20 protein-coding genes and 5 tRNA genes are annotated in these 24,743 nt (G+C 38.9%); 24 read left to right on the top strand and 1 reads right to left on the bottom strand.

All coding sequences use genetic code 11. The features are described 5' to 3' along the window. The first annotated feature begins 41 nt into the window (after positions 1-41). The 22 genes from B9T66_RS03090 (at position 42) to fusA (ending at position 21,456) form a co-directional block, all read left to right on the top strand. Entirely contained in the window at positions 42-1,004 is a 963-nt protein-coding gene (locus tag B9T66_RS03090) for a chemotaxis protein (protein WP_095627533.1), read from the top strand. A gap of 22 nt (positions 1,005-1,026) precedes the next feature. Further along, positions 1,027-2,241 carry a carboxynorspermidine decarboxylase gene (gene nspC, locus B9T66_RS03085; RefSeq protein ID WP_095627532.1) on the top strand — a complete coding sequence of 405 codons (1,215 nt, stop codon included), beginning with the start codon at positions 1,027-1,029 and terminating at the stop codon, positions 2,239-2,241. A gap of 25 nt (positions 2,242-2,266) precedes the next feature. After that, positions 2,267-3,226 carry a tRNA dihydrouridine synthase gene (locus B9T66_RS03080; protein ID WP_095627558.1) on the top strand — a complete coding sequence of 320 codons (960 nt, stop codon included), beginning with the start codon at positions 2,267-2,269 and terminating at the stop codon, positions 3,224-3,226. A gap of 34 nt (positions 3,227-3,260) precedes the next feature. Continuing rightward, the gene (locus tag B9T66_RS03075; protein ID WP_095627531.1) at positions 3,261-3,848 is read left to right on the top strand and encodes an HAD family hydrolase; all 588 of its coding nucleotides are present in this window, start codon (positions 3,261-3,263) and stop codon (positions 3,846-3,848) included. A gap of 9 nt (positions 3,849-3,857) precedes the next feature. Continuing rightward, a complete protein-coding gene (gene ruvA / locus B9T66_RS03070) occupies positions 3,858-4,442 on the top strand; it encodes a Holliday junction branch migration protein RuvA (RefSeq protein WP_095627530.1) in 585 nt (194 codons plus the stop codon). 79 nt (positions 4,443-4,521) lie between these two features. Continuing rightward, positions 4,522-4,597: transfer RNA gene (locus B9T66_RS03065), tRNA-Thr, on the top strand. Positions 4,598-4,654: 57 nt separating this feature from the next. After that, positions 4,655-4,739 (top strand) — tRNA-Tyr (locus B9T66_RS03060). Positions 4,740-4,807: 68 nt separating this feature from the next. Beyond that, positions 4,808-4,884: transfer RNA gene (locus B9T66_RS03055), tRNA-Gly, on the top strand. Between the two features lie 105 nt (positions 4,885-4,989). Beyond that, positions 4,990-5,064 (top strand) — tRNA-Thr (locus tag B9T66_RS03050). A 77-nt stretch (positions 5,065-5,141) separates the two neighbouring features. Next, the gene (gene tuf / locus B9T66_RS03045) at positions 5,142-6,341 is read left to right on the top strand and encodes an elongation factor Tu (protein WP_095627529.1); all 1,200 of its coding nucleotides are present in this window, start codon (positions 5,142-5,144) and stop codon (positions 6,339-6,341) included. Positions 6,342-6,349: 8 nt separating this feature from the next. After that, a complete protein-coding gene (rpmG, locus tag B9T66_RS03040; protein ID WP_095627528.1) occupies positions 6,350-6,520 on the top strand; it encodes a 50S ribosomal protein L33 in 171 nt (56 codons plus the stop codon). Positions 6,521-6,538: 18 nt separating this feature from the next. Then, positions 6,539-6,614, top strand: a tRNA-Trp gene (locus tag B9T66_RS03035). A 60-nt stretch (positions 6,615-6,674) separates the two neighbouring features. Then, positions 6,675-6,857 carry a preprotein translocase subunit SecE gene (gene secE / locus B9T66_RS03030; RefSeq protein ID WP_095627527.1) on the top strand — a complete coding sequence of 61 codons (183 nt, stop codon included), beginning with the start codon at positions 6,675-6,677 and terminating at the stop codon, positions 6,855-6,857. Between the two features lie 31 nt (positions 6,858-6,888). Then, on the top strand, positions 6,889-7,404 hold the full coding sequence (gene nusG, locus B9T66_RS03025; RefSeq protein WP_095627526.1) for a transcription termination/antitermination protein NusG: 516 nt from the start codon (positions 6,889-6,891) through the stop codon (positions 7,402-7,404). 32 nt (positions 7,405-7,436) lie between these two features. Beyond that, positions 7,437-7,862, top strand: a complete 426-nt coding sequence (gene rplK, locus B9T66_RS03020; RefSeq protein WP_095627525.1) for a 50S ribosomal protein L11 — start codon at positions 7,437-7,439, stop codon at positions 7,860-7,862. Positions 7,863-7,882: 20 nt separating this feature from the next. Further along, positions 7,883-8,587: a 50S ribosomal protein L1 gene (rplA, locus tag B9T66_RS03015; protein WP_095627524.1), complete on the top strand. Its 705-nt coding sequence runs from the start codon at positions 7,883-7,885 to the stop codon at positions 8,585-8,587. 93 nt (positions 8,588-8,680) lie between these two features. Continuing rightward, positions 8,681-9,163 (top strand): 50S ribosomal protein L10, encoded by a 483-nt coding sequence (rplJ, locus tag B9T66_RS03010; RefSeq protein WP_095627523.1) that lies wholly within the window; start codon positions 8,681-8,683, stop codon positions 9,161-9,163. Between the two features lie 30 nt (positions 9,164-9,193). Beyond that, positions 9,194-9,571, top strand: a complete 378-nt coding sequence (gene rplL, locus B9T66_RS03005; RefSeq protein ID WP_095627522.1) for a 50S ribosomal protein L7/L12 — start codon at positions 9,194-9,196, stop codon at positions 9,569-9,571. Between the two features lie 156 nt (positions 9,572-9,727). After that, positions 9,728-18,397 carry a DNA-directed RNA polymerase subunit beta/beta' gene (locus B9T66_RS03000; RefSeq protein WP_095627521.1) on the top strand — a complete coding sequence of 2,890 codons (8,670 nt, stop codon included), beginning with the start codon at positions 9,728-9,730 and terminating at the stop codon, positions 18,395-18,397. 82 nt (positions 18,398-18,479) lie between these two features. Then, on the top strand, positions 18,480-18,869 hold the full coding sequence (gene rpsL, locus B9T66_RS02995) for a 30S ribosomal protein S12 (RefSeq protein WP_095627520.1): 390 nt from the start codon (positions 18,480-18,482) through the stop codon (positions 18,867-18,869). A 21-nt stretch (positions 18,870-18,890) separates the two neighbouring features. Next, a complete protein-coding gene (gene rpsG / locus B9T66_RS02990; RefSeq protein WP_095627519.1) occupies positions 18,891-19,358 on the top strand; it encodes a 30S ribosomal protein S7 in 468 nt (155 codons plus the stop codon). A 19-nt stretch (positions 19,359-19,377) separates the two neighbouring features. Next, the gene (fusA, locus tag B9T66_RS02985) at positions 19,378-21,456 is read left to right on the top strand and encodes an elongation factor G (RefSeq protein WP_095627518.1); all 2,079 of its coding nucleotides are present in this window, start codon (positions 19,378-19,380) and stop codon (positions 21,454-21,456) included. Between the two features lie 88 nt (positions 21,457-21,544). On the opposite strand, the gene B9T66_RS02980 is transcribed toward fusA, so the two are convergent. Then, complete coding sequence (locus B9T66_RS02980) at positions 21,545-22,144, bottom strand: DJ-1 family glyoxalase III (RefSeq protein WP_095627517.1); 600 nt, start codon at positions 22,142-22,144, stop codon at positions 21,545-21,547. 83 nt (positions 22,145-22,227) lie between these two features. On the opposite strand from B9T66_RS02980, the gene B9T66_RS02975 reads away from it, so the two are divergent. Together B9T66_RS02975 and B9T66_RS02970 are read left to right on the top strand one after the other, a co-directional pair. Next, positions 22,228-22,524 (top strand): ATP-dependent Clp protease adaptor ClpS, encoded by a 297-nt coding sequence (locus tag B9T66_RS02975; protein ID WP_095627516.1) that lies wholly within the window; start codon positions 22,228-22,230, stop codon positions 22,522-22,524. Between the two features lie 9 nt (positions 22,525-22,533). Next, the gene (locus tag B9T66_RS02970) at positions 22,534-24,726 is read left to right on the top strand and encodes an AAA family ATPase (protein WP_095627515.1); all 2,193 of its coding nucleotides are present in this window, start codon (positions 22,534-22,536) and stop codon (positions 24,724-24,726) included. The last annotated feature ends 17 nt before the right edge of the window (positions 24,727-24,743 follow it).

Raw genomic sequence — 24,743 nt, 5'->3', positions numbered from 1 at the left:
TTACAATGCGAGGCAATTTTTTAGAAAGGGGCGTGTGAGAGATGTCTGCTAGTATGTCTAAAATCGATCAAGTAACCAGCCTACATAAAAATAACGAATTGCAGCTTTTGTGCTTTCGTTTAGAGAAAGACCGCGATTTGTATGCGGTGAATGTTTTTAAGATTCGTGAGGTGATCAAATATAATGGTGCGCTTACAATCATAAGCCACGAACCAAATGCACTTGTGGAGGGGTTGATTACTATTAGGGATCTTACTATCCCTCTTATTGATATGAAAAAATGGTTTTATTACGATCCTCGACAGAGAGATAGAGATCTACGCCAATACTCTATTAAACGCAACAAAGGTGAAGATGACATTATTATGATTTGTGAATTTTCACGATGGACAATAGGCGTGAGAATCTATGAAGCTGATAGAATCCTCAATAAAAAATGGACAGAAATTGAGCAAAGCGTAGGTGTAGGGGGCAATGGACAAAATGGCAAGCTAGTAAGTCGCACACGATATTTTGATGGACGCTTGGTGCAAGTGGTGGATATTGAAAAAATGCTCACCGATGTATTCCCATGGATAGAAAAAGAAAAAGAAGATGAAATGAAAAAAGTTTCACAAGTCCAAGCGACCAAGTCCGTGTTACTTGCAGATGATAGCCCAAGTGTTTTACGCACAATGCAAGTAATTCTAAATCGCATAGGCGTTGTGCATTATGATTTTGTGAATGGACGAAAACTTTTAGATTATCTGTTTGCCCCTACGACAGATATTAGTAGCATAGGTATGATTATCACAGACTTAGAAATGCCAGAAGTGAGCGGATTTGAGGTGATTAAACAAGTCAAAGCAAATGCCGCAACAGCACATATTCCTATCGTAGTTAATTCCTCTATGAGTGGTAGCAGTAACGAAGATATGGCACGCAGTCTTAATGCTGATGAATTTATCTCCAAATCCAATCCTGTGCAAATAGAAGCAGCTATCAAGCATCTTATGCTTCGATAGTTTTTGTGTATATATCATTATAATGAAAGAAGCTAGTAAGCGTGTGTCGCCAGATTGCCTAAATGCGATTGCTACGCCTTGTTATGTGCTAGAGCGTGATAGATTGATTGCAAATCTTGCTCTTTTAGAATCTGTGCAACATCGAAGCGGCGCAAAGATTCTCCTTGCGCTTAAAGGCTATGCATTTTGGCGTTGCTTTGAGGAATTGCGTGAGGCTTTGAGTGGAAGCACCGCAAGTGGATTATATGAGGCGCGTTTAGCGTATGAAGAAGTAGGTGGAAGAGAGCAAAATAAAGAAGTATGCGTATTTAGCCCTGCATACAAAGAAGTAGATTCTCTTTTACCTTATGCCACACACATTATTTTTAATTCTTTTGCGCAATGGCAAAAATTTTATCCTGCTATCCAAGCGCATAATCACGCCAATCCGACGCGCTATATTAGCGTTGGGTTGCGTGTAAATCCCCTATATAGCGAGGTTAGCCCTGAAATTTATAATCCTTGCGCGCCAAACTCTCGACTTGGTATTATTCCTAGTGAGTTTGAAAGGGGTGTGCAAGAATTCGGATTAGATGGCATTGATGGATTGCATTTTCATACACATTGTGAGCAAAATGCTGACGCACTGCAACGAACTTTGCTACATTTTTTACAATATTTTGGAGCATATTTGAATGGTAGAAAATGGGTAAATTTTGGTGGTGGGCATCACATCACGCGTGAAGATTATGATGTAGAGTTGCTAGTAAAACTTGTGCAAGACTTTAGGCAAACATATGGAGTAGAGGTCTTTTTGGAGCCTGGAGAGGCGGTAGGGTGGCAAGTTGGATTTCTTATTAGTGAAGTTGTGGATATAGTGCAAAATCAAGGAAACATCGCCATTCTTGATACAAGCGCTAGTGCGCATATGCCTGATTGTCTTGAAATGCCTTATCGACCAAGTGCCCTAAAGCTTAGCAATGGAGTTCTTGAATCTGATAAGGGGGAAAATGTTGGTGCATATCGCTATCGACTTGGGGGACCTACTTGTCTAGCTGGTGATGTGCTTGGGGATTTTAGTTTTGATACGCCACTACAGATTGGAGATAAGATTATTTTTGAAGATATGTTGCATTATACGATTGTAAAAAACAATACATTTAATGGTGTGCCATTGCCTTCTTTGGGCGTGATAGAAAATGGTAATTTTCGCACATTAAAGGAGTTTGATTATTTTGACTACAAACAACGTAACTAAGCCTATCGTTTTTGAAAATCTTCTTATGCTTGCTCCGCTCGCAGGTTACACAGATTTACCATTTCGTTCTGTGGTAAAAAAATTTGGTGTGGATATTACCGTGAGTGAAATGATAAGCTCACACGCTCTTGTGTATGCCAACAAAAAAACACTCAAAATGTTAGAAAAATCTCCTATAGAATCTCCATATGCTGTGCAAATAGCAGGTTCTAAACCAGAAGTTGTGCGATCAGCAGTAGAGATTCTCAACGCACAAGAAGGCATAGACATAATAGATCTTAATTGTGGTTGTCCAGCTCCAAAAGTGGCTAATCACGGCAATGGTAGCGGGTTATTAAAAGATTTGTCTTTGCTTGTAAAAATCGCAAATCTCATCAAGCAAACAAGCACAAAGTCTTATGTGAGTCTCAAACTTCGTTTGGGTTTTGATAAAAAGATTCCATTAGAAATTGCTGCGGCTATCAATGAAAGTAATGTGGATTATGTCGTGATACATGGACGCACACGTTGCGATGGTTATAAAAAAGATAAAATCGATTATGATAGCATCGCTGCCATTAAGCAACGTATTAACATACCATTGATTGCTAATGGCGAGATTGCAAGTGCTGCTGATGCAAGAATGGTGCTAGATAGGACAGGTGCTAATGGCGTGATGATAGGTAGAGCCGCGATTAAAGCACCTTGGATTTTTTGGCAGATTCGACATAATACAAATGAGATTCCGCCCATTGTCCGAAAAGACTTGATTTTGGAGCATTTTGATAAAATGGTGGAATTTTATGGTCCAAGGGGCGTGGTGATGTTTCGTAAGAATCTCCATGCATATAGCAAGAATTATCCAGGCGCAAGTGAATTTAGAAATATCGTAAATGCAATGAGTGATCCTAATGAGGCTCGTGCGCGCATTGAGGAATTTTTTGGGCAAGAGTATATAGCAGAGGAACTACCGCAACTTGTGCATCTTAATAAACGCACGAGTTAGTGTGTAGATTCTAAAGATTATGTAGGAATAGAGCGTGAAAAATATAGCATTTTTTGATTTTGATAAAACGATAACGACCAAAGATAGCTTATTTGTATTTGTGAAGTTTGCAGTAGGCAAATGGGCATTTTACAGAGGTTTTATTGCAAGATTTTGGATTTTGCTTGGCTATGTTGTAGGTTTGTATTCCAATGCCTACGCCAAAGAGTCGCTTATGCGATATTTTTTTAAGGGTTATAGCACAGCGGATTTTGCACTTTTGTGCGCGAATTTTCAAAGCACACTTTGTGGAATAACAAGAATCCAAGCGATGGAAAAAATAGCGTGGCACAAAGATAGAGGCGATGTTGTTGTGGTGGTGAGTGCGACGTTTGAGGAATATTTGAAGCCATTTTGTCAAAATATGGGGCTAGAATGTCTTGCAACCAAGCTAGAAGTCGTAAATGGCGTGCTAAGTGGGAATCTTGCGACACCAAATTGTTATGGAAAGCAAAAGGCAGTGCGTATCCAAGAAAGCTATGATCTTTCGCAATATGCAGAAATTTATGCATATGGGGATTCTAAGGGAGATTATGAGATGTTGGCATTAGCAACGCAGAGATTTTATAGAAAATTTTATTAAGGTAAAGCGATGATAGTTGCGCTAAAGGGTTATATTGAGAGATTAGAGCCTACATTTGTAGAGCTTGATGTGGGGGGCGTAGTGTATGGTTTGGGGATTTCTATTCATACAAGTATGCGTCTTAAGGATTGTTTAGATACATGTGTGAAAGTTTTGTGCGTGCAGATTATTCGCGAAGATTCACAAGCGCTTTTTGGATTTTTTGATGAAGTAGAGCGCTTGAGTTTTGAGCGTTTAATAAAAATTAATGGCGTTGGTCCAAAAGTTGCGTTAGCAATTCTTAGCACATATACGCCACAAAGTTTTGCCAAGATTTTAGAAGACAAGGACATACAAGCTTTGCAGCGCGTGCCGGGCATAGGTGCGAAAGGGGCTGGAAAGATTATGGTGGAGTTGGCGGGATTTTTTACTGAGCTCATAGAAGATAGGGTTGAGAAAAATACTACAAATAATATCAAGCATGAAGCAGCCCAAGCTTTAGAATCTTTGGGCTTTAAAAATGCGGATATTACTAATGCACTCAAAGAAGTGGGTGATGGGGAAGTAGCAGATGTCGTCAAGGAGGCGTTAAAAATTTTGGGTAAGAAAAAATAAGAAAACACGAATAAACCTTGACAAACATAGGTTTTGTGTATATAATTCGGACTTTTATTTTCATGGTTTTATCTTTTATGCTGGTTTAGCTCAGTTGGTAGAGCATCTGCCTTGTAAGCAGAGGGTCGGGGGTTCAAGTCCCTTAACCAGCTCCATTTTTCAAACTCTAGCAGTTTTCTGCTTTCAGTGTTTGACCAGTGTTAGCTATGTTTGGTGAGTTACTCAAGTGGCCAACGAGGGCAGACTGTAAATCTGCTGACTTTGTCTTCCGTGGTTCGAATCCACGACTCACCACCATTACATAGATTGGCTTTGTGTTAGCTAGGGATGAATGGTAGTCGAGATAGTTTGTTATTATAAGTGATGCGGGAATAGCTCAGTTGGCTAGAGCATCAGCCTTCCAAGCTGAGGGTCGCGGGTTCGAGCCCCGTTTCCCGCTCCATTTACTGGGAGCTGATTCTTTCATTGTCAAGTATATAGATGTGGATACGAGTGTATCACCACATACTTCAGAGAATCTAACCCTTTTTATGTCGTTGTTTTTGTTGCCCATATAGCTCAGTGGCAGAGCACTTCCTTGGTAAGGAAGAGGTCGGCGGTTCAATCCCGCTTATGGGCTCCAGTTTTTCTTGTAGAGAGAATCTTGAAGCTTTTTTGAGATGCGCTCTTAATACTACTAAAATTTTTAGGAGAGAGATTATGGCAAAGGAAAAGTTTAACAGAAGTAAGCCACACGTAAATGTCGGAACTATTGGACACGTGGATCATGGTAAGACTACTTTGAGTGCTGCAATTTCTGCTGTTTTGGCTACAAAAGGACTTGCAGAGCTTAAAGATTATGACAATATCGATAATGCCCCTGAAGAAAAAGAAAGAGGTATTACTATCGCAACTTCTCACATTGAGTATGAGACAGAAAATCGCCACTATGCGCATGTTGATTGTCCTGGACACGCAGACTATGTAAAAAACATGATTACTGGTGCTGCGCAAATGGATGGAGCTATTTTGGTTGTTTCTGCTGCAGATGGTCCTATGCCACAAACAAGAGAGCACATTTTGCTATCTCGCCAAGTGGGTGTTCCATACATTGTTGTGTTTTTGAATAAACAAGATATGGTTGATGATGCAGAGCTTTTGGAACTTGTGGAAATGGAAGTAAGAGAATTGCTTTCTAGCTATGAATTCCCTGGTGATGATACACCTATCGTTGCAGGTTCTGCGCTTAAAGCACTAGAAGAAGCAAAAGAAGGTAAAGTTGGTGAATGGGGTGAAAAAATCCTTAAACTTATGGATGAAGTAGATAGATACATTCCTACTCCTCAAAGAGATGTTGATAAAACATTCCTTATGCCAGTGGAAGATGTATTCTCAATCGCAGGTCGTGGAACTGTGGTAACTGGTAGAATTGAAAGAGGTGAAATCAAAGTTGGTGATGAAGTTGAAATTGTGGGAATTCGTGATACACAAAAAACAACTGTAACTGGCGTTGAAATGTTTAGAAAAGAGCTTGACAAAGGTGAAGCAGGGGATAACGTTGGTATCCTTTTAAGAGGAACAAAAAAAGAAGAAGTAGAAAGAGGTATGGTGCTATGTAAGCCAGGCTCTATTACACCTCATAAGAAATTTGAAGGCGAAATTTATGTGCTTTCTAAAGATGAGGGTGGACGCCATACACCATTCTTTAATGGATATAGACCACAATTTTATGTGCGCACTACTGACGTAACAGGTTCTATTCAGCTTCCTGATGGTGTAGAAATGGTTATGCCAGGTGATAACATTAAAATTACTGTTGAACTCATTAACCCAATCGCCCTTGAAGAAGGAACACGTTTTGCTATCCGAGAAGGTGGTAGAACAGTTGGTGCTGGTGTGGTAACTAAGATTATTGAATAGGGTTTGATATGGCTAAGGGAAATGTGGTAAAGATCGGTCTTAAATGTTCGGAGTGTGGTGATATTAACTATAGCACCACTAAGAATGCTAAGACTCATACAGAAAAACTGGAGCTTAGGAAGTTTTCTCCTCGTTTGAATAAACATACTATTCATAAGGAAGTAAAACTAAAAAGCTAGGTATTTACCTAGCTTTGTAGGTCAGTAGCTCCAATGGTAGAGCGTCGGTCTCCAAAACCGAGTGTTGGGGGTTCGAGTCCCTCCTGGCCTGCCATAAAGCTAAGTTTGAGTGTTTTAAAGTTGAGTATAGAGATTTAAAATTGTGGATGTGGCGATGAAAAAACTTGTAGCATATTATAGGAATGCAAAAGAAGAACTTGATAAGGTTATAAAACCTACAAAAGAACAGGTGAGAAATGCTTCTATATCTGTTATTACCGTTGTCGTTGTCATCACTTTGTTTTTAGCATTAGTTGATCTCATCTCATCTGTTTCTGTATCAAGTCTAGTATCTTAAGTTTAGATTGTAGTTTTTAAAGGGGTAGACTTTGGAATGGTATGCAATACAAACATATTCTGGCAGTGAACAATCTGTAAAAAGAGCTATTGAGAATCTTGCAATTGAAAATAGGATACAAGATAGATTCGAGCAGATTGTTGTTCCTACAGAAGCTATTTACGAAGATAAAAAGAAGCTAACACATAGAAGTGTATATCCTGGTTATGTGTTTGTGAAAGTTGATCTTGATACGAAATTGTGGCATATGATACAATCTCTACCAAGAGTTGGACGTTTCATCGGAGAGAGCAAGAAACCTACGCCGCTTAATGAAGTTGATGTTGAGAAGATACTTGACAAGATTAGAAATCCCGCAGAACCAAAACCTAAAGTTTTCTTTGAAAATGGCGAAGTTGTGCGTATTGTCGATGGTCCTTTTGCTAACTTTACTGGAACTGTCGAGGAATATGACATTGAGCATCGTAAATTGAAGCTTAATGTTTCTATTTTTAGTCGAAACACATTGGTGGAAATCCTGTATTCACAGGTAGAGAAAATCATCTGATACATTTATTTTACTAAGAGAGGATATGAATCATGGGAAAAAAAGTTATTGGTGAGCTTAAGTTACAAATACCTGCAGGAAAGGCTAATCCATCTCCTCCTGTTGGTCCAGCACTTGGACAAAGAGGTATTAACATTATGGAGTTTTGCAAAGCTTTTAATGAAAAAACCAAAGATATGGGGAATTTTAATATACCTGTATTGATTACCGTTTATCAAGACAAGAGCTTTAGTTTTATCACAAAGAAACCTCCAGTGACGGATTTGATTAAAAAAGCTATCAATCTTACTAAAGGTTCTGATAATCCTCTCAAAAATAAGGTAGGTAAGCTCACGCAAAAGCAATTACAAGAGATTGCAGAACAAAAACTTGAAGACCTAAATGCTGTGGATATAGATGCCGCAAAGAAAATTGTTGCCGGTAGTGCTAGAAGCATGGGTGTTGAAATAATAGATTAAATTTGTTACGGAGTTTAGAGATGGGAAAGAAAACAACAAAAAGGTTACAAGCTTTACAAGCAAAGATTGACACAAATAAGATTTATGATGTTGCAAGTGGGGTTAGTCTTGTTAAATCTTTGGCATCAGCAAAGTTTGATGAAACCGTAGAAATTGCTTTGAGACTTGGTGTTGATCCTCGACATGCCGATCAGATGATTCGTGGTGCAGTGGTATTGCCACATGGAACAGGTAAAAAAGTTCGTGTTGCTGTTTTTGCAAAAGGTATAAAAGCTGATGAAGCAAAGGTCGCAGGAGCAGATGTCGTAGGTGCTGATGATTTGGCTGAAGATATCAAAAATGGCAATATGGATTTTGATATGGTCATTGCTACACCAGATATGATGGCATTAGTAGGAAAAGTTGGTAGAATCTTGGGACCTAAGGGTTTGATGCCAAATCCTAAAACAGGGACAGTGACAGCTGATGTCAGTAAGGCTGTGGCAAATGCAAAAAGTGGTCAGGTAAACTTTCGTGTAGATAAAAAAGGTATTATTCATGCACCTGTTGGAAAGGTAAGTTTCCAAGAAGATAAGATCAAAGAAAACATGCTTGAGCTTGTGCGTGCGATTAATAGACTAAAACCTTCTTCTGCAAAGGGTAAATATATCAAAAGCAGCACATTATCTTTGACAATGAGTCCGGGAGTGAAGTTAGATTCACAAGAATTGATGGATACAAAATAAAGAGTTGTTATTTTTATCTTAGATCGAAGATCATCGGGGCTTTGTGCTTAAAAATTACACCCTATGTGAGATTTGGTCTGAAAGGAGAGAAGCATGACTAAGCAAAACAAGATTCAGGCTATACAAGACCTTACTTCTGAATTTCAAAATGCGAATTCTATGATCGTTTGTGATTATAGAGGTTTGAGTGTTGCGCAATTGGAAGCTTTGCGTTTAAAAGCAAGGGAAGAAGATATTAAAGTTCGTGTTATTAAAAATACACTTGCTAATATTGCTATGCGCAATGCACAATATCCGCAGTCAGAACTTAAGGGAACAAATATTTTCGTGTGGGGCAATGATCAAATTAAGCTTGCAAAAGTAGTTTGTAAGTTTGCAGATGCCAATGAAGATAAGTTTGTTGTGAAGTTTGGTTATTTTGATGGCAGTGTGGTCCAAAAAGATCATATTGTTTCTGTCTCAAAACTACCAAGCAAAGAAGAGCTTATTGGTATGTTGCTATCTGTTTGGACAGCGCCGGCAAGATATTTTGTTACAGGAATGGATAATCTAAGAAAGCAAAAAGAAGAAGCATAAAATAACATAAAAAAGCAAAAGGAGCGAAAAATGGCTATTTCAAAAGAAGAAGTGTTGGAATATATTGGCAATCTTTCAGTGTTGGAACTTTCAGAGCTTGTAAAAGCTTTTGAAGAGAAGTTTGGTGTGAGTGCTGCTCCTACCGTGGTAGCTGGAGCAGTAGCAGCAGGTGGTGGTGCAGGTGGTGCAGAAGAAAAAACAGAATTTAATATTATACTTGTTGATGCAGGTGCTAACAAAATTAATGTTATTAAAGCTGTTAGAGAAATCACAGGACTTGGTCTTAAAGAGGCTAAAGATGCCACAGAAAATACTCCAAGTACACTTAAAGAAGGTGTTAGCAAAGAAGATGCTGAAAACTTCAAAAAGAAACTTGAGGAAGCAGGTGCAAAAGTGGAAGTTAAATAAATTTCCCACACTTTTAGGTCCTAACGAGATGTTGCCCAATCTTGCTTAGTATAAGCGAGCTTGGGCTTTTTGTGTTTTTGGCACTTTGTAGAGGCTTTTGGGTGAAGCTTCTATAGAGTGCTACTCTTAAAAATCCATGTCATGAAGGTTGAGCAAATGTCAGAGCAAATAAAACAAAACAAAAGATTGCGCATAGATTTTACGAAAAATCCTCAGTTATTAGATGTTCCTGATCTATTGTCCTTGCAACGAGATAGTTATAATGATTTTTTGTTTGCGAATGCGACAAAAGAGAGTGGTATTGAAAAAGTTTTTAAATCCATTTTCCCTATCCAAGATGCTCAAAATCGTATTACTTTAGAATATGCTGGTTGTGAGTTTGGAAAGCCAAAATATACAACTAGAGAAGCTATGGAGCGTGGGATTACATATTCTATTCCGCTTAAAATAAAGATTCGACTTATTTTTTGGGAAAAAGATGAAAAAAGCGGAGAAAAACTTGCAGTAAAAGATGTGAAAGAACAAAGTATCTTTATCCGTGAAATTCCATTGATGACAGATAGGACAAGCTTTATTATCAATGGTGTTGAGCGCGTTGTAGTTAATCAGCTTCATAGAAGTCCAGGTGTTATTTTCAAAGAAGAAGAATCTAATACCGCGTCAAATAAACTTATTTATACCGGGCAAATTATTCCTGATAGAGGTGCTTGGTTATATTTTGAATATGATGCAAAAGACATTTTGTATGCGCGGATTAATAAGCGTAGAAAAATTCCTGTAACCGTTATTTTACGCGCTATTGGTTATACGAAACAAGATATCGTCAATATTTTTTATCCTTCATTGCATGTCCATTTTGAAAAAGACAAATGCTTTGTTCCTTTTAGTGTGGAAAATATAGGCGCTAAGGCGGAATTTGATATTAAAGATTCTAAAGGCAATCTGCTTTTAGCTTCAGGGAAAAGAGTAGGAAGTAAAAAACTTAAAGAACTTAAAGAACTTGAAAAAGATATAAAATGGATGGAATATCCAGTCCAAAGATTGAATGAGCGCTACCTTTCTGAAGCGATATATGATAAGAATGGTGAATTGCTTTTTGATATTTTGACACAACTTGATGAAAGCAAGATTCAAAAGATTCTAGAAAGTGGTGTGAAAGAATTTAAAATTGCAAATGATACCGCTAAGGGCTTGGATAATTCCTTGATGAATTCTTTTGTAAGTGATGTGGAGTCCCTGCGAAACCTTAAGCAAACAGAAAATATTGAAGATGAAAACGATCTCTCGGCTATTAGAATCTACAAGGTTATGCGTCCAGGAGAGCCTGTTACCAAGGATGTGGCAAAGACTTTTGTAAATCAACTCTTTTTTGATCCAGAGCGCTATGATCTTACGCGCGTTGGACGTATGAAAATGAATCACAAACTTGGTTTAGATGTGCCTGATTATGTGACAGTGCTTACGCATAATGACATTATCGCAACTATCAAATACCTTATGAATGTGCGTAATGGCGAGGGACATATTGATGATAGGGATCACTTAGGTAATAGAAGGATTCGATCTATTGGTGAGCTTTTGGCAAACGAGCTTCATACGGGGCTTGTGAAAATGCAAAAGGCTATTCGTGATAAATTAAGTTCCCTCAATGGTTCATTTGAGAATCTTATGCCTCATGACTTGATTAATTCCAAAATGATAACAAGCACAATTATGGAATTTTTTACAGGTGGGCAACTTTCTCAATTTATGGATCAAACAAACCCTCTTGCGGAGATTACGCATAAACGCAGACTTTCTGCGCTTGGAGAAGGTGGTCTTGTCAAAGAGCGTGTGGGCTTTGAAGCACGCGATGTGCACCCAACGCATTATGGTAGGATTTGCCCTATTGAGACTCCAGAGGGGCAAAATATTGGTTTGATTAATACGCTTTCAACCTTTACGCATGTCAATGATTTGGGCTTTATTGAAGCACCTTACAAAAAAGTCAAAGATGGCAAAGTAAGCAATGAAATCACCTATATTACAGCTGCTCAAGAAGAAGGGCTTATCATAGCTCCAGCTTCTACAAAAGTAGATAAAGATGGAAATATCATTGAGGATTTGATTGAAGCAAGACAAGATGGTGAAATTATTCTTGTGGAAAAATCCAAAGTAGAATTAATAGATTTAAGCCCAAGAATGCTTGTTGGTGTAGCCGCATCGCTCATTCCATTTTTGGAGCACGATGACGCTAACCGCGCATTGATGGGTTCAAACATGCAGCGCCAAGCAGTGCCATTACTTAAGCCTGATGCACCTGTTGTGGGGACTGGTATTGAAAAAGTGATTGCAAGAGATGCATGGGAAGCCATTAAGGCAAAACGAGGTGGAATTGTTGAAAAAGTCGATGCCAAAAGTATTTATATTCTAGGAGAAGACGAGAATGGTGCGTATATTGATTACTATTCGCTTTGCAAGAATCTCCGCACGAACCAAAATACATCTTTTTCTCAACGCCCAATCGTGCGAAAAGGTGATAGTGTCCAAGCAGGGCAGGTGATTGCTGATGGTCCAAGTATGGATAGCGGTGAGTTGGCACTTGGACAAAATATTCGCGTGGCTTTTATGCCTTGGAATGGATACAATTTTGAAGACGCGATTGTAGTTAGTGAGCGTCTTATCAAAGAAGATACCTTTACTTCTGTACATATTTATGAAAAAGAGATTGAAGCGCGTGAATTAAAACACGGAACAGAGGAGATTACTTCAGATATTCCGGGTGTCAAAGAAAGTGAGATAGCACATCTTGATGAAAGCGGTATTGTGCGCATTGGGACATATGTTTCTCAAGGTATGATTTTGGTGGGTAAGGTTTCACCAAAAGGTGAGGTTAAACCTACGCCAGAGGAGCGATTATTACGCGCTATTTTTGGTGAAAAAGCCGGACATGTTGTTAATAAATCTTTATATTGTCCTCCTTCTTTAGAGGGTGTAGTGGTAGATGTAAAAATCTTTACCAAAAAAGGCTATGAAAAGGATTTACGAGCTATTAGTGCTTATGAACAAGAAAAATCTGTGTTGGATATTGAACATCACGATAGACTAACAATGCTAAACCAAGAAGAGATGGTGAGAATCTCCACAATGCTTTCTAAGCAAAAGCTTGTGAGCGATGCAAGCATTGGCGATAAACAATTCAAAAAAGGGCAAAATATTCCTAAAGAAGATCTTGCAAATATTAATCGTTTTGCACTCAACACATTGATTAAAAGCTACTCTAAAGAGATGCAAGCAAAATATGAACAAATCAAAGCAAACTTCTTAGAGCAAAAGAAAGCCTTGGGTGAGGAGCACGAGGAGAAACTTTCTATTTTAGAAAAAGATGATATTTTGCCAAGTGGCGTTGTAAAGCTTGTAAAAATCTACATTGCAACAAAACGCAAGCTCAAAGTGGGCGATAAAATGGCGGGGCGACATGGAAATAAAGGTATCGTTTCTAATATCGTGCCATTAGTAGATATGCCTTACACCAAAGATGGCGAACCTGTGGATATTATTCTAAACCCACTTGGTGTGCCAAGCCGTATGAATATCGGACAGATTCTTGAGGTGCATTTGGGACTTGTAGGTAAGAATCTAGGTAGACAGATTGAGGATATTTTCACGCAACAAAGTCAATCATGGATTAAAGATTTGCGCAACAAAATGCTTGAAATCTCTGAGGTCGTAAATGCTGATAATCCAGTTGCTACGGAATTTTTGAAAAAACTCTCTGATGAAGAGTTAATGCTCTATGCCAAAGATTGGAGCAATGGCGTAAAATTTGCTATTCCAGTTTTTGAAGGCATTGAGCAAGAACGCTTCAATAAGCTTTTTGAGCTTGCAAAAATTGATATGGATGGTAAGACTGAACTATATGATGGTAGAACAGGCGAAAAGATGATTGAACGCGTTAATGTGGGATACATGTATATGCTTAAACTTCACCATCTTGTTGATGAAAAAGTGCATGCGCGAAGCACAGGACCATATAGCCTCGTAACCCAACAGCCAGTGGGTGGTAAGGCACTCTTTGGTGGACAAAGATTTGGTGAAATGGAAGTGTGGGCATTGGAAGCTTATGGTGCAGCTCATACGCTTAAAGAAATGCTCACTATCAAATCTGATGATACAGAGGGTAGAAAAGATGCTTACAAGGCTATTACAAGAGGCGAGCGCGTAGGCGAATCAAAGATTCCAGAGACATTTTATGTTTTGGCAAAAGAGCTTCAATCGCTTGTGCTTGATGTAAAAGTGTATGGTGATGAAGTCGATGAAGGTGGTATGCCTAAGCCATTGGTTATTAAAGAAGATGATCGCCCTAAAGATTTCAATGCATTCCAGCTTGTTTTAGCAAGTCCAGAGAGCATACGATCATGGAGTCGCGGTGAAGTTAAAAAACCAGAAACTATCAATTATCGCACGCTAAAGCCAGAGCGCGATGGATTATTCTGTGCAAAAATCTTTGGTCCTGTGAGAAATTATGAGTGTCTTTGTGGAAAATACAAAAAAATGCGCTATAAAGGCATGGTGTGTGAAAAGTGTGGTGTTGAAGTTACAGAATCTAAAGTAAGACGCTACAGAATGGGACATATTGAACTTGTGGCACCTGTGGCACATATTTGGTATGTAAGCTCATTGCCAAGTCGTATAGGCACATTGCTTGGTGTCAAGATGAAAGATCTTGAGCGTGTGTTGTATTATGAAGCATATATCGTAAAAGATCCTGGTGAGGCATCATATGATAATGAAGGCACAAAACCTATCATGAAATATGATGTTTTAAATGAAGAACAATACCAAAATATTTATCAACGCTTTGGAGATAAGGGCTTTGTAGCACAAATGGGTGCCGAGGCAGTGCGAGATCTGCTAGAGCAATTAGATTTGGTGGATTTGTTACAGAAATTACGTGAGGAGGCGAGATCTACAAACTCTGAGGCTAAGAAAAAAACTATTGTAAAACGCCTTAAAGTTGTAGAAAGCTTCATCAATTCTGGCAATCGTCCGGAGTGGATGATTCTCACCGCACTTCCTGTGTTGCCACCAGATTTGCGCCCACTTGTAGCACTTGATGGTGGAAAATTTGCGGTAAGTGATGTGAATGATTTGTATCGTCGCGTGATCAATAGAAATCAGCGCCTTAAGCGACTTATCGAACTAGATTCGCCAGAGATTATTATCCGCAATGAAAAGCGTATGCTTCAAGAAGCAGTAGATGCACTCTTTGACAATGGTAGAAATGCAAATGCCGTGAAAGGAGCAAATAAGCGTCCGCTTAAATCGCTTTCAGAAAATATAAAAGGAAAACAGGGAAGATTCCGTCAGAATCTACTTGGAAAACGCGTGGACTTTTCTGGACGAAGTGTTATTGTCGTAGGTCCAAACTTGCGTATGGATCAGTGTGGTTTGCCAAAAAATATGGCATTAGAATTGTTTAAACCGCATTTGTTTGCAAAGCTTGAAGAAAAAGGTTACGCTACTAACCTTAAACAAGCAACCAAAATGATTGCACAAAAAAATAATGAGGTGTGGGAGTGTTTGCAAGAGATTGTCGAGGATTATCCAGTGCTTTTAAACCGCGCACCGACATTGCATAAGCAATCTATCCAAGCTTTCCACCCAAAACTTATTGATGGTAAGGCTATTCAGCTTCATCCACTTGTGTGTTCAGCGTTTAATGCGGACTTTGATGGTGACCAAATGGCTGTGCATGTGCCTCTTTCTCAAGAAGCTATCGCAGAATGCAAGGTGCTTATGTTAAGCTCTATGAATATTTTGCTCCCTGCTAGTGGTAAGGCAGTAACCGTTCCTAGCCAAGATATGGTTTTGGGACTTTATTATTTGTCTTTGGAGAAAAAGGGCGCTAAGGGTGAGCATAAAATATTCTCAACTGCACAAGATGTGATGATTGCTATTGATTTAGGAGAGCTAGATATTAATGCTAAGATTCGTGTTTCTTATGAACGAAGGATTATAGAAACTACCGCAGGTCGTATGATTATTAGCTCTATTTTGCCGGATTTTGTGCCACTTAATCTTTGGAATAAAGTGCTTAAAAAGCAAGATATTGGTGCGCTTGTGGATTATGTCCATAAATATGGTGGATTAGGCATTACCGCTACTTTCCTTGATAACTTAAAGAATCTTGGATTTAAGTATGCGACAAAAGCAGGTATCTCGATTTCTGCACCTGATATCATCACACCTGATAAAAAACAAGCGATGATTGATGAGGCGCGTGCAAGTATTCAATCTGTGCAAAGAGTGTTTGATACAGGAAATATAACCGCACAAGAACGCCATAATAGGATTGTTAATATTTGGACACGCACAAGTGATGAAATGGGTAAAATCCTAGCTCAAAAAATCAAAGAGGATAAGCAAGGTTTTAACTCTATTCATATGATGGCAGATTCTGGTGCGCGTGGTAGTGCAGCACAGATACGACAGCTTTCAGCTATGCGTGGCTTGATGACTAAGCCAGATGGCACAATTATCGAGTCGCCTATTACCTCAAACTTTAAAGAGGGGCTAAATGTTCTTGAGTATTTTAACTCTACGCATGGTGCGAGAAAAGGTCTTGCGGATACCGCGCTTAAGACAGCAAACGCTGGATATTTGACAAGAAAGCTTATAGATGTGAGTCAAAATGTTAAGGTAACAATTGAGGATTGTGGCACACATGAAGGGGTTGAAATTTCAGATATTACCATTGGTGGATCACTTGTAGAATCTTTGCGCGAGAGTGTGCAAGGTAGAGTGTTAGCACGAGATGTGATTGATCCAATTACAAATGAAATTCTCTTTAGTGAGGGTGTGCTTATTGATGAAGAGATGGCATTGCGTATAGATGAAGCAGGTGTAAAAAATGTAACCATTCGCACCCCTGTAACATGTAAAGCGCCAAAGGGTGTTTGTGCTAAATGCTATGGGCTAAACCTTGGAGAATCCAAAATGGCAAAACCTGGCGATGCGGTTGGGGTATTGGCAGCACAAAGTATCGGTGAGCCTGGAACACAGCTCACACTAAGGACTTTCCACATCGGTGGGACTGCGAGCACAAGTCAAGAAGACGACACAATCATAGCAAATAAAGAAGGTTTTATCCGGTATTACAATATCAAAACCTTTAAAGACAAAGAGGGCAGACATATTGTGGCTAATAGGCGTAACGCTGCGGTATTGCTCGTGGAACCTAAGGTTAAGGTGCCTTTTGATGGTGTTGTGCATATTGAAAATGTTCATGATGAGGTTGTTATCACAATCGTTGGTGATAAAGATAAAGTGCATTACAATTTGCGAAAAGATGATATTGCCAAGAAAAATGAGCTCGCAGGTGTTACTGGTAAGGTTGATGGTAAGCTCCTTATCCCACACGATAGTGGTTACAAGGTAAGCGCTGGTGGTAGTATCGTGGATATTATCAAAGATAGCTGGAATGTGCCACATAGGATCCCATATGGTAGTGAGCTTAAAGTAGCTGATAATGCTCCAATTGCTTGTAAAATAGAAGCCAAAGAGAAGGGAATTGTGAAGTATTATTTCCTTAACTCTGATACTTTGGAGCGCAAACGAGATGTCAAAAAAGGTATGGTGATTGATGAAAAAGGTGTGTTTGCAGTGATTGCAGATGAGAACGATAGAGAATCTACACGCCATTATATCGCGCGAGATTCTAAGATTCTCATCGATGATAATAGTGCTGTAGATGTAGATAGCATCATCGCTGAACCTGTTAATAACGAAAATGTTGTGGTGGCAAAATGGGATTCTTATATCAACCCAACGATTGCAGAGGTAGCAGGTAGGGTAGAATATAGAGATATTATTTCTGGTATCACAGTGAATGAACAAGAAGATGCGATGACAGGCACAAAGATTTCTGTTGTGAGCGAGTATATTCCTGCAGATAAAAAGCCTGCTATTGTGCTAATTGATAAGGCTGGTAAGGAGCATTTCTATCCGCTAGAATCTAACACAACTATTACTATCCAAGATGGCGCAATGGTTGAGGAAGCAGAACTTTTGGCAAAAACACCTAAGGCATTGGTGAAATCCAAAGATATTACCGGTGGTTTGCCGCGCGTTTCAGAACTCTTTGAGGCAAGAAAACCAAAGGATATCGCGATACTTTCAGAAATCGATGGTGTTGTAAGCTTTGGTAAGGCAATAAGAGGCAAAGAGAGAATCATCGTTACCGCAGATGATGGTCGCGTAGCCGAATACCCTGTGGATAAAAATAAGAGAATCCTCGTGCGTGTTGGCGAATTTGTCCATGCGGGCGAAGCTATGACAGATGGTGTAGTTTCAAGCCATGATATTTTGCGAATCTCTGGTGAAAAAGCCTTGCACAAATATATCGTGAGCGAAGTGCAACAAGTCTATCGTCGACAAGGTGTGAATATCGCTGATAAACACATTGAGATTATTGTTTCACAAATGTTACGACAAGTGAAGATTATCGATAGTGGTGATACGAAGTTTATCGATGGCGATTTGATTAGTAAGCGCCATTTCAAAGAAGAAAACGATCGAATTTTGAAACTTGGTGGAGAACCAGCGATTGCGGAACCAGTATTGCTTGGTATCACAAGGGCAGCCATAGGTAGTGATTCTGTGATTTCAGCGGCGTCATTCCAAGAGACTACAAAAGTCTTGACAGAAGCAAGTATTGCAGCAAAAACAGATACGCTTGATGACCTAAAAGAAAATGTTGTGCTTGGTAGAATGATTCCAGTGGGAACTGGTCTTTACCACCACAAAAAATTCAAATATAGCGTCGATGAGGCAAAAGAGAGCTAATGTTGGCTCTCTCTAAGATAAATAAAAGTTTTGGTGGGCTATAATTCCACCATTTTTTACATTACTTTAGGAAAGGATATACGTGCCAACTATCAATCAGTTAATTCGGAAAGAGAGAAAAAAAGTTCTTAAAAAAACTAAGTCACCAGCGTTGTTAGAATGCCCACAAAGAAGAGGTGTTTGCACTCGTGTGTATACAACTACTCCAAAAAAACCAAACTCTGCGCTTAGAAAAGTAGCAAAGGTAAAACTCACATCTAAGTTTGAAGTCATTAGTTATATACCAGGGGAAGGACATAACCTTCAAGAACACTCTATCGTGCTTGTGCGTGGTGGTCGTGTAAAAGACTTGCCTGGTGTGAAGTATCATATCGTTCGTGGGGCTTTGGATACAGCGGGTGTTGCTAAGAGAACTGTTTCACGCAGTAAGTATGGTGCCAAAAAAGCCAAGAGTGGCGCTGATAAGAAATAAATCATTTAAGGAAGGTTTTGTATGAGAAGAAGAAAAGCTCCTGTTAGAGAGGTTTTGGGGGATCCTATCTATAATAATAAAGTAGTAACAAAGTTTATTAACAAAATGATGTATGATGGCAAGAAAAGTGTAAGCGAAAAAATCATCTATGCCGCTTTTGATAAAATTGAAGAAAAAAGTGGTGAAAAAGGAATTGAGGTTTTTGAAAAAGCTTTGGAAAAAGTTAAGCCACTTGTAGAAGTGCGCAGTCGTAGAGTAGGTGGTGCTACATATCAAGTGCCAGTAGAAGTTCGCCCTGCTAGACAACAATCACTTTCTATCCGATGGATTTTAGAAGCTACAAGAAAGCGCAATGAACGCACTATGGTAGAAAGATTGGCAAACGAATTAATGGATGCAGTTAATGATAGAGGTGCTGCATTTAAGAAAAGAGAAGATGTGCATAAAATGGCAGAAGCTAATAAAGCATTTGCGCATTATCGTTGGTAATATGAGTTAAGGACTAGATATGGCAAGACAAACTCCCCTAAATAGAATTAGAAATATAGGTATTGCAGCGCATATTGACGCCGGTAAAACAACGACTTCAGAAAGAATCTTGTTTTATACTGGGGTTAGCCACAAAATTGGTGAAGTGCATGATGGTGCCGCGACAATGGACTGGATGGAGCAAGAAAAAGAAAGAGGTATTACAATTACTTCTGCTGCGACAACTTGTTTTTGGAAAGATTATCAAATAAACCTTATCGACACTCCCGGACACGTGGATTTTACCATTGAAGTAGAACGCTCTATGCGTGTATTAGATGGCGCTGTAGCAGTGTTTTGTTCTGTGGGTGGTGTGCAACCACAAAGCGAAACCGTTTGGAGACAAGCTAATAAATATGGCGTGCCAAGAATGGTGTTTGTCAACAAAATGGATAGAATTGGAGCTAATTTCTATAATGTTGAAGCACAGATTAAACAACGTCTAAAGGCTAATCCTGTGCCGGTTAATATCCCAATTGGAGCAGAAGAAAACTTTAAGGGCGTAGTGGATCTTATTGCTATGAAGGCTATTGTTTGGAATGATGAATCTATGGGTGCTAAGTATGACATAGAAGAGATTCCAGCAGATCTTATGGATAAGGCGCAAGAGTATCGCGAAAAACTTCTTGAATCTGTGGCAGAGCAAGATGAAGTGTTGATGGAAAAATATCTTGGTGGTGAAGAACTTAGTGTTGAAGAAATTAAAAAAGGTATCAAGGCTGGTTGTCTTAATATGAGTCTTATTCCTATGCTTTGTGGTTCTAGCTTTAAAAACAAAGGTGTGCAAACACTTTTAGATGCAGTGGTAGATTTTCTTCCTGCGCCTACAGAGGTTGCAGAAATTAGAGGTATTAATCCAAAAGATGAGAGTGAGATTAGCGTAGAATCTAGTGACAAAGGTGCGTTTGCTGGTCTAGCATTTAAGATTATGACCGACCCATTTGTTGGGCAGCTTACATTCGTGCGTGCTTATAGAGGTATGTTAGAATCTGGAAGCTATGTGCTAAACTCTACCAAAGGTAAAAAAGAGCGTGTTGGTAGACTTTTAAAAATGCACTCAAATAAACGAGAAGACATTAAAGAAATTTATGCCGGTGAGATTTGTGCTTTTGTAGGTTTGAAAGATACACTTACTGGGGATACATTGTGTGATGAAAAAGAGCCGGTTATTTTGGAGAGAATGGAATTTCCAGAGCCAGTGATTCAAATTGCAGTTGAACCAAAGACAAAGGCAGACCAAGAAAAAATGTCTATTGCTTTAGGGAAGCTTGCTGAAGAAGATCCGAGCTTTAGGGTAAGCACACAAGAAGAAATAGGGCAAACACTCATCGGTGGTATGGGAGAATTGCACCTAGAGATTATTGTTGATAGATTAAAAAGAGAATTCAAAGTTGAAGCAGAAGTAGGACAACCTCAAGTTGCATTTAGAGAGACAGTGCGTAGTGCGGTAGAGCAAGAATGCAAATATGCTAAGCAATCCGGTGGTAGAGGACAATATGGACATGTCTTTATCCGCTTGGAGCCAAAAGAGCCTGGTAGTGGATATGAATTTGTGAATAATATTAGTGGTGGTGTGATTCCAAAAGAATATATCCCTGCTGTGGATAAGGGTATCCAAGAAGCTATGCAAAATGGTGTTTTGGCAGGGTATCCTGTGGTGGATTTCAAAGTTACGCTATATGATGGAAGCTATCACGAAGTGGATTCTTCAGAAATGGCATTTAAGATTGCTGGATCTATGGCATTTAAAGATGCGTGTAGGAAGGCTAATGCGGTGTTGTTAGAGCCACTTATGAAAGTAGAAGTAGAAGTTCCAGAAGAATACATGGGTGATGTGATAGGCGATTTAAATCGTAGAAGAGGACAAATCAATTCTATGGACGATCGCATGGGACTTAAAATTGTGAATGCCTTTGTGCCATTGGCTGAAATGTTTGGATACTCTACGGATTTGCGTTCTGCAACACAAGGGCGTGGTACTTACACAATGGAATTTGACCATTATGGAGAAGTTCCTAATAACATTGCCAAAGAGATCATGGAGAAACGCAACTCATAGATTCTCTTTGTCTCTCATATCCTTTACTTATGATATCTCTAAGTCTTTTACAAGACTTAGAGATAATATCCTTGCTTTTAGTTACTTATTATGTATGATATAACAAGCCCTCTGCTACTTTTTGCACTTGTGTATTTTGAAATGTCTGATCTATTTGATATGTAGCAAAATCCTCTGCTAATACAATATCTGCAAGTCTAAGTGCAAACTCCATAGCTGTCGCTGGTCCTTGAGAGGTGAGAATGCGATCTTCAAAATATACGTTTTGATGCATAAAGTTTGAAGTTTTGGCTTTATCTAGCACTTCGTGTTGGCATGATGGATAACAGGTAAAATTATTCTGTAACACACCAAAATGTGCTAAAACAATAGGAGAGGCACATAGAGCAGCAATAAGTTTATGTCGTTGGTAAAAATCTGTGAGAATCTCCCCTAGCTGATAATTCTGACACATGCGTTGCATATTTTCATAGCCACCTGCAAGCGCAATACATGCATAATCTTGGTAGCTTTTGCTTCCAAATATATCATCTGCATATAGCGTAATGTTATGCGCACCTACAACTTCTTTGTGAGATTCTAGTGAGAGAATCTCTACTGGGATTTGGACTCGGCGTAAAATATCCACAATGCTTATAAGCTCAATTTCTTCAAATCCTTTTGCAATTGGCACAATAACTTTTTTCATATAATCTCCTTTCTATGTATGTGGGAATGCGACATTATACAAAGTTTGGTAAAATGCTCTAAAAATTTAGGAGATAGCCTAGCATGCCACAAACTATCCAAGAAAGCGCTACAGATATTGCACTCGAAGAGCCAACGCTATATCAAGTTATTCTATTAAATGATGATTGGACCGCAATGGATTTTGTTGTGAGTGTATTGGTGCAAATTTTTGAAAAAAGCAACGATGAGGCAGTAGAGATTATGCTAAAAATCCACAAAGAAGGTTCTGGAGTATGTGGCATATATCCTTATGACATAGCTGAATTAAAAGCAAAGATTACTCTTGAATTGGCAAAGCAAAGTGGCTATCCACTTCGTGTAGAAACAAAACAACTTTAAAGGCATACAATGACACATAATTTACCTCTTATTATTAGTGAAGCAACAGAAATAGCAAAAGAAATGCAACATAATATTTTGACAACAGAACATATTTTTTTGGCACTTTTATATAGCAAGGAAGGTAGCGAGTTTTTGGGGAAGTTTGGTGGCAATGTGAGTGAAATGGCAAGTATCACCTATACATATCTCAAACGCTACATTCCAAGCGCTCAAAAACTTGATGATATGCCTATGCATACGCCATCTTTGGAGAGAATCTTTGGATTAATGATGGGGCATTTACAAGCGCAAGGAAGAAAAAAACAACCTGATATCGGAGATTTTATCGCTGCAGTGCTTGAAGAAAAGCAATGCTATAGTGCTAAGATTCTGCATTCTCAAGGCATTGATCGATATTCTGTGTTGACATATCTGACACAAGAACAAGAGCAAAAAGCTGCTAATGACGAACAAAAACAAGCAAGTTATCTTGCGCAATTTGCCAAAAATCTCACACAAGCTGCTATTGATGGGAAAATTGATCCTATCATTGGGCGTAGCGAGGAGATTTTGCGCATTAGTGAGATTTTGTGTAGGCGCAAAAAAAATAACCCCGTGCTTATTGGTGAATCTGGAGTAGGTAAGAGCGCGATAGCCGAAGGATTAGCATTAGAGATTAGCAAAAAACGAGTGCCACAAGCCTTGCATAATGCACAGATTTTTATGCTTGATCTTGCCGCTATGGTGTCTGGAAGTAAATATCGCGGAGATTTTGAAAAACGCCTTAAGGGTGTGCTAACCGAACTTGAAGCAATTCCAAATAGTATTGTATTTATTGATGAGATACACACGATTGTAGGTGCTGGTGCAGCAAATAGCTCAAGTCTTGATGCCTCCAATCTCCTTAAACCCGCTTTGGCTAATGGATCTTTGCGTTGCATTGGTGCGACAACCTTTAATGAATTTAAACAGACTTTTGACAAAGACAAAGCACTTTTGAGGCGTTTTTGTAAGGTAGAAGTTAAAGAACCTAGTGTAGAAGATTGTTATAAGATTTTAGAGGGTTTAAAGCCTATTTATGAAAAGTTTCATAATGTCAAATATACAGAATCTGCCTTGCACGCTTGTGTAGATCTCTCTCATCGTTATATTACAGATAGGTTTTTGCCTGATAAAGCAATTGATTTACTTGATGAAAGTGGTGCATATTTTAAGATAAATGCCACAGATTCTATCCCTGTCATCAAGCCAAAAGATATTGAACTTATCATCTCAAAGAGTGTGCATATCCCAAAAACGCAAGTCAATCGTGATGAAAGCAAAGTGCTTAAAAATTTAGAAAAAACGCTAAAAAAACGCATTTTTTCACAAGATAAAGCAATTACAGAAGTTGTGCGCGTCATCAAGAAAAATAAAGCCGGTTTAGGTGAATCTAATAAGCCTATTGGAAGTTTTGTATTTGCAGGACCAAGCGGTGTAGGGAAAACAGAGCTTAGCATAGAACTTGCCAAGGCATTAGGGATTGCATTTGTAAAATTTGATATGAGTGAATATATGGAGCCACATTCTATATCTCGGCTTATTGGAGCACCGGCAGGTTATGTGGGATTTGAGCAAGGGGGATTGCTTGTAGATTCTATACGAAAACATCCTTATTGTGTGTTATTGCTTGATGAGATTGAAAAGGCACATAGCGATATTTATAATGTGCTTTTACAGGTGCTAGATTCTGCGAGTTTGACAGATAATGCAGGTAATCGTGCGGATTTTAAAAATGTCATTGTGATTATGACAAGCAACGCTGGAAGCAAGGAAGGCAATACGCTAGGATTTAATGCTGATAATAAGGGCAGGAGTGAAGGAGCGATTAAACATCTTTTTTCTCCAGAATTTCGATCGCGTCTTGATGGAGTGGTGCATTTTAGCGCTCTTGGTGTGGAAGAATATCGCTTGATCGCACAAAAATATCTAGAGGATCTTAATGAGAATCTAGCAAGTAAAAATATTGAATTGTTGCCAGATTCTAAAGCACTGCAATATTTAGCAAATCAAAGTGTGGATAATACTTTAGGCGCTCGTGAGATACGACGATTGATAGATACGCAAATTAAACTACCACTTAGTGATGAAATTCTCTTTGGCAAACTGAAAAAAGGTGGCAAGGTAAAAATTACCACACAACATCAAGCTCTACACTTACAGGTGCTCACCCACTCATAAGTTTTGATGCGATACAA

It is taken from the genome of Helicobacter sp. TUL (assembly GCF_002287135.1).
GTDB lineage: Bacteria > Campylobacterota > Campylobacteria > Campylobacterales > Helicobacteraceae > Helicobacter_F.
This window is presented reverse-complemented; position numbering and strand designations above follow the sequence as displayed.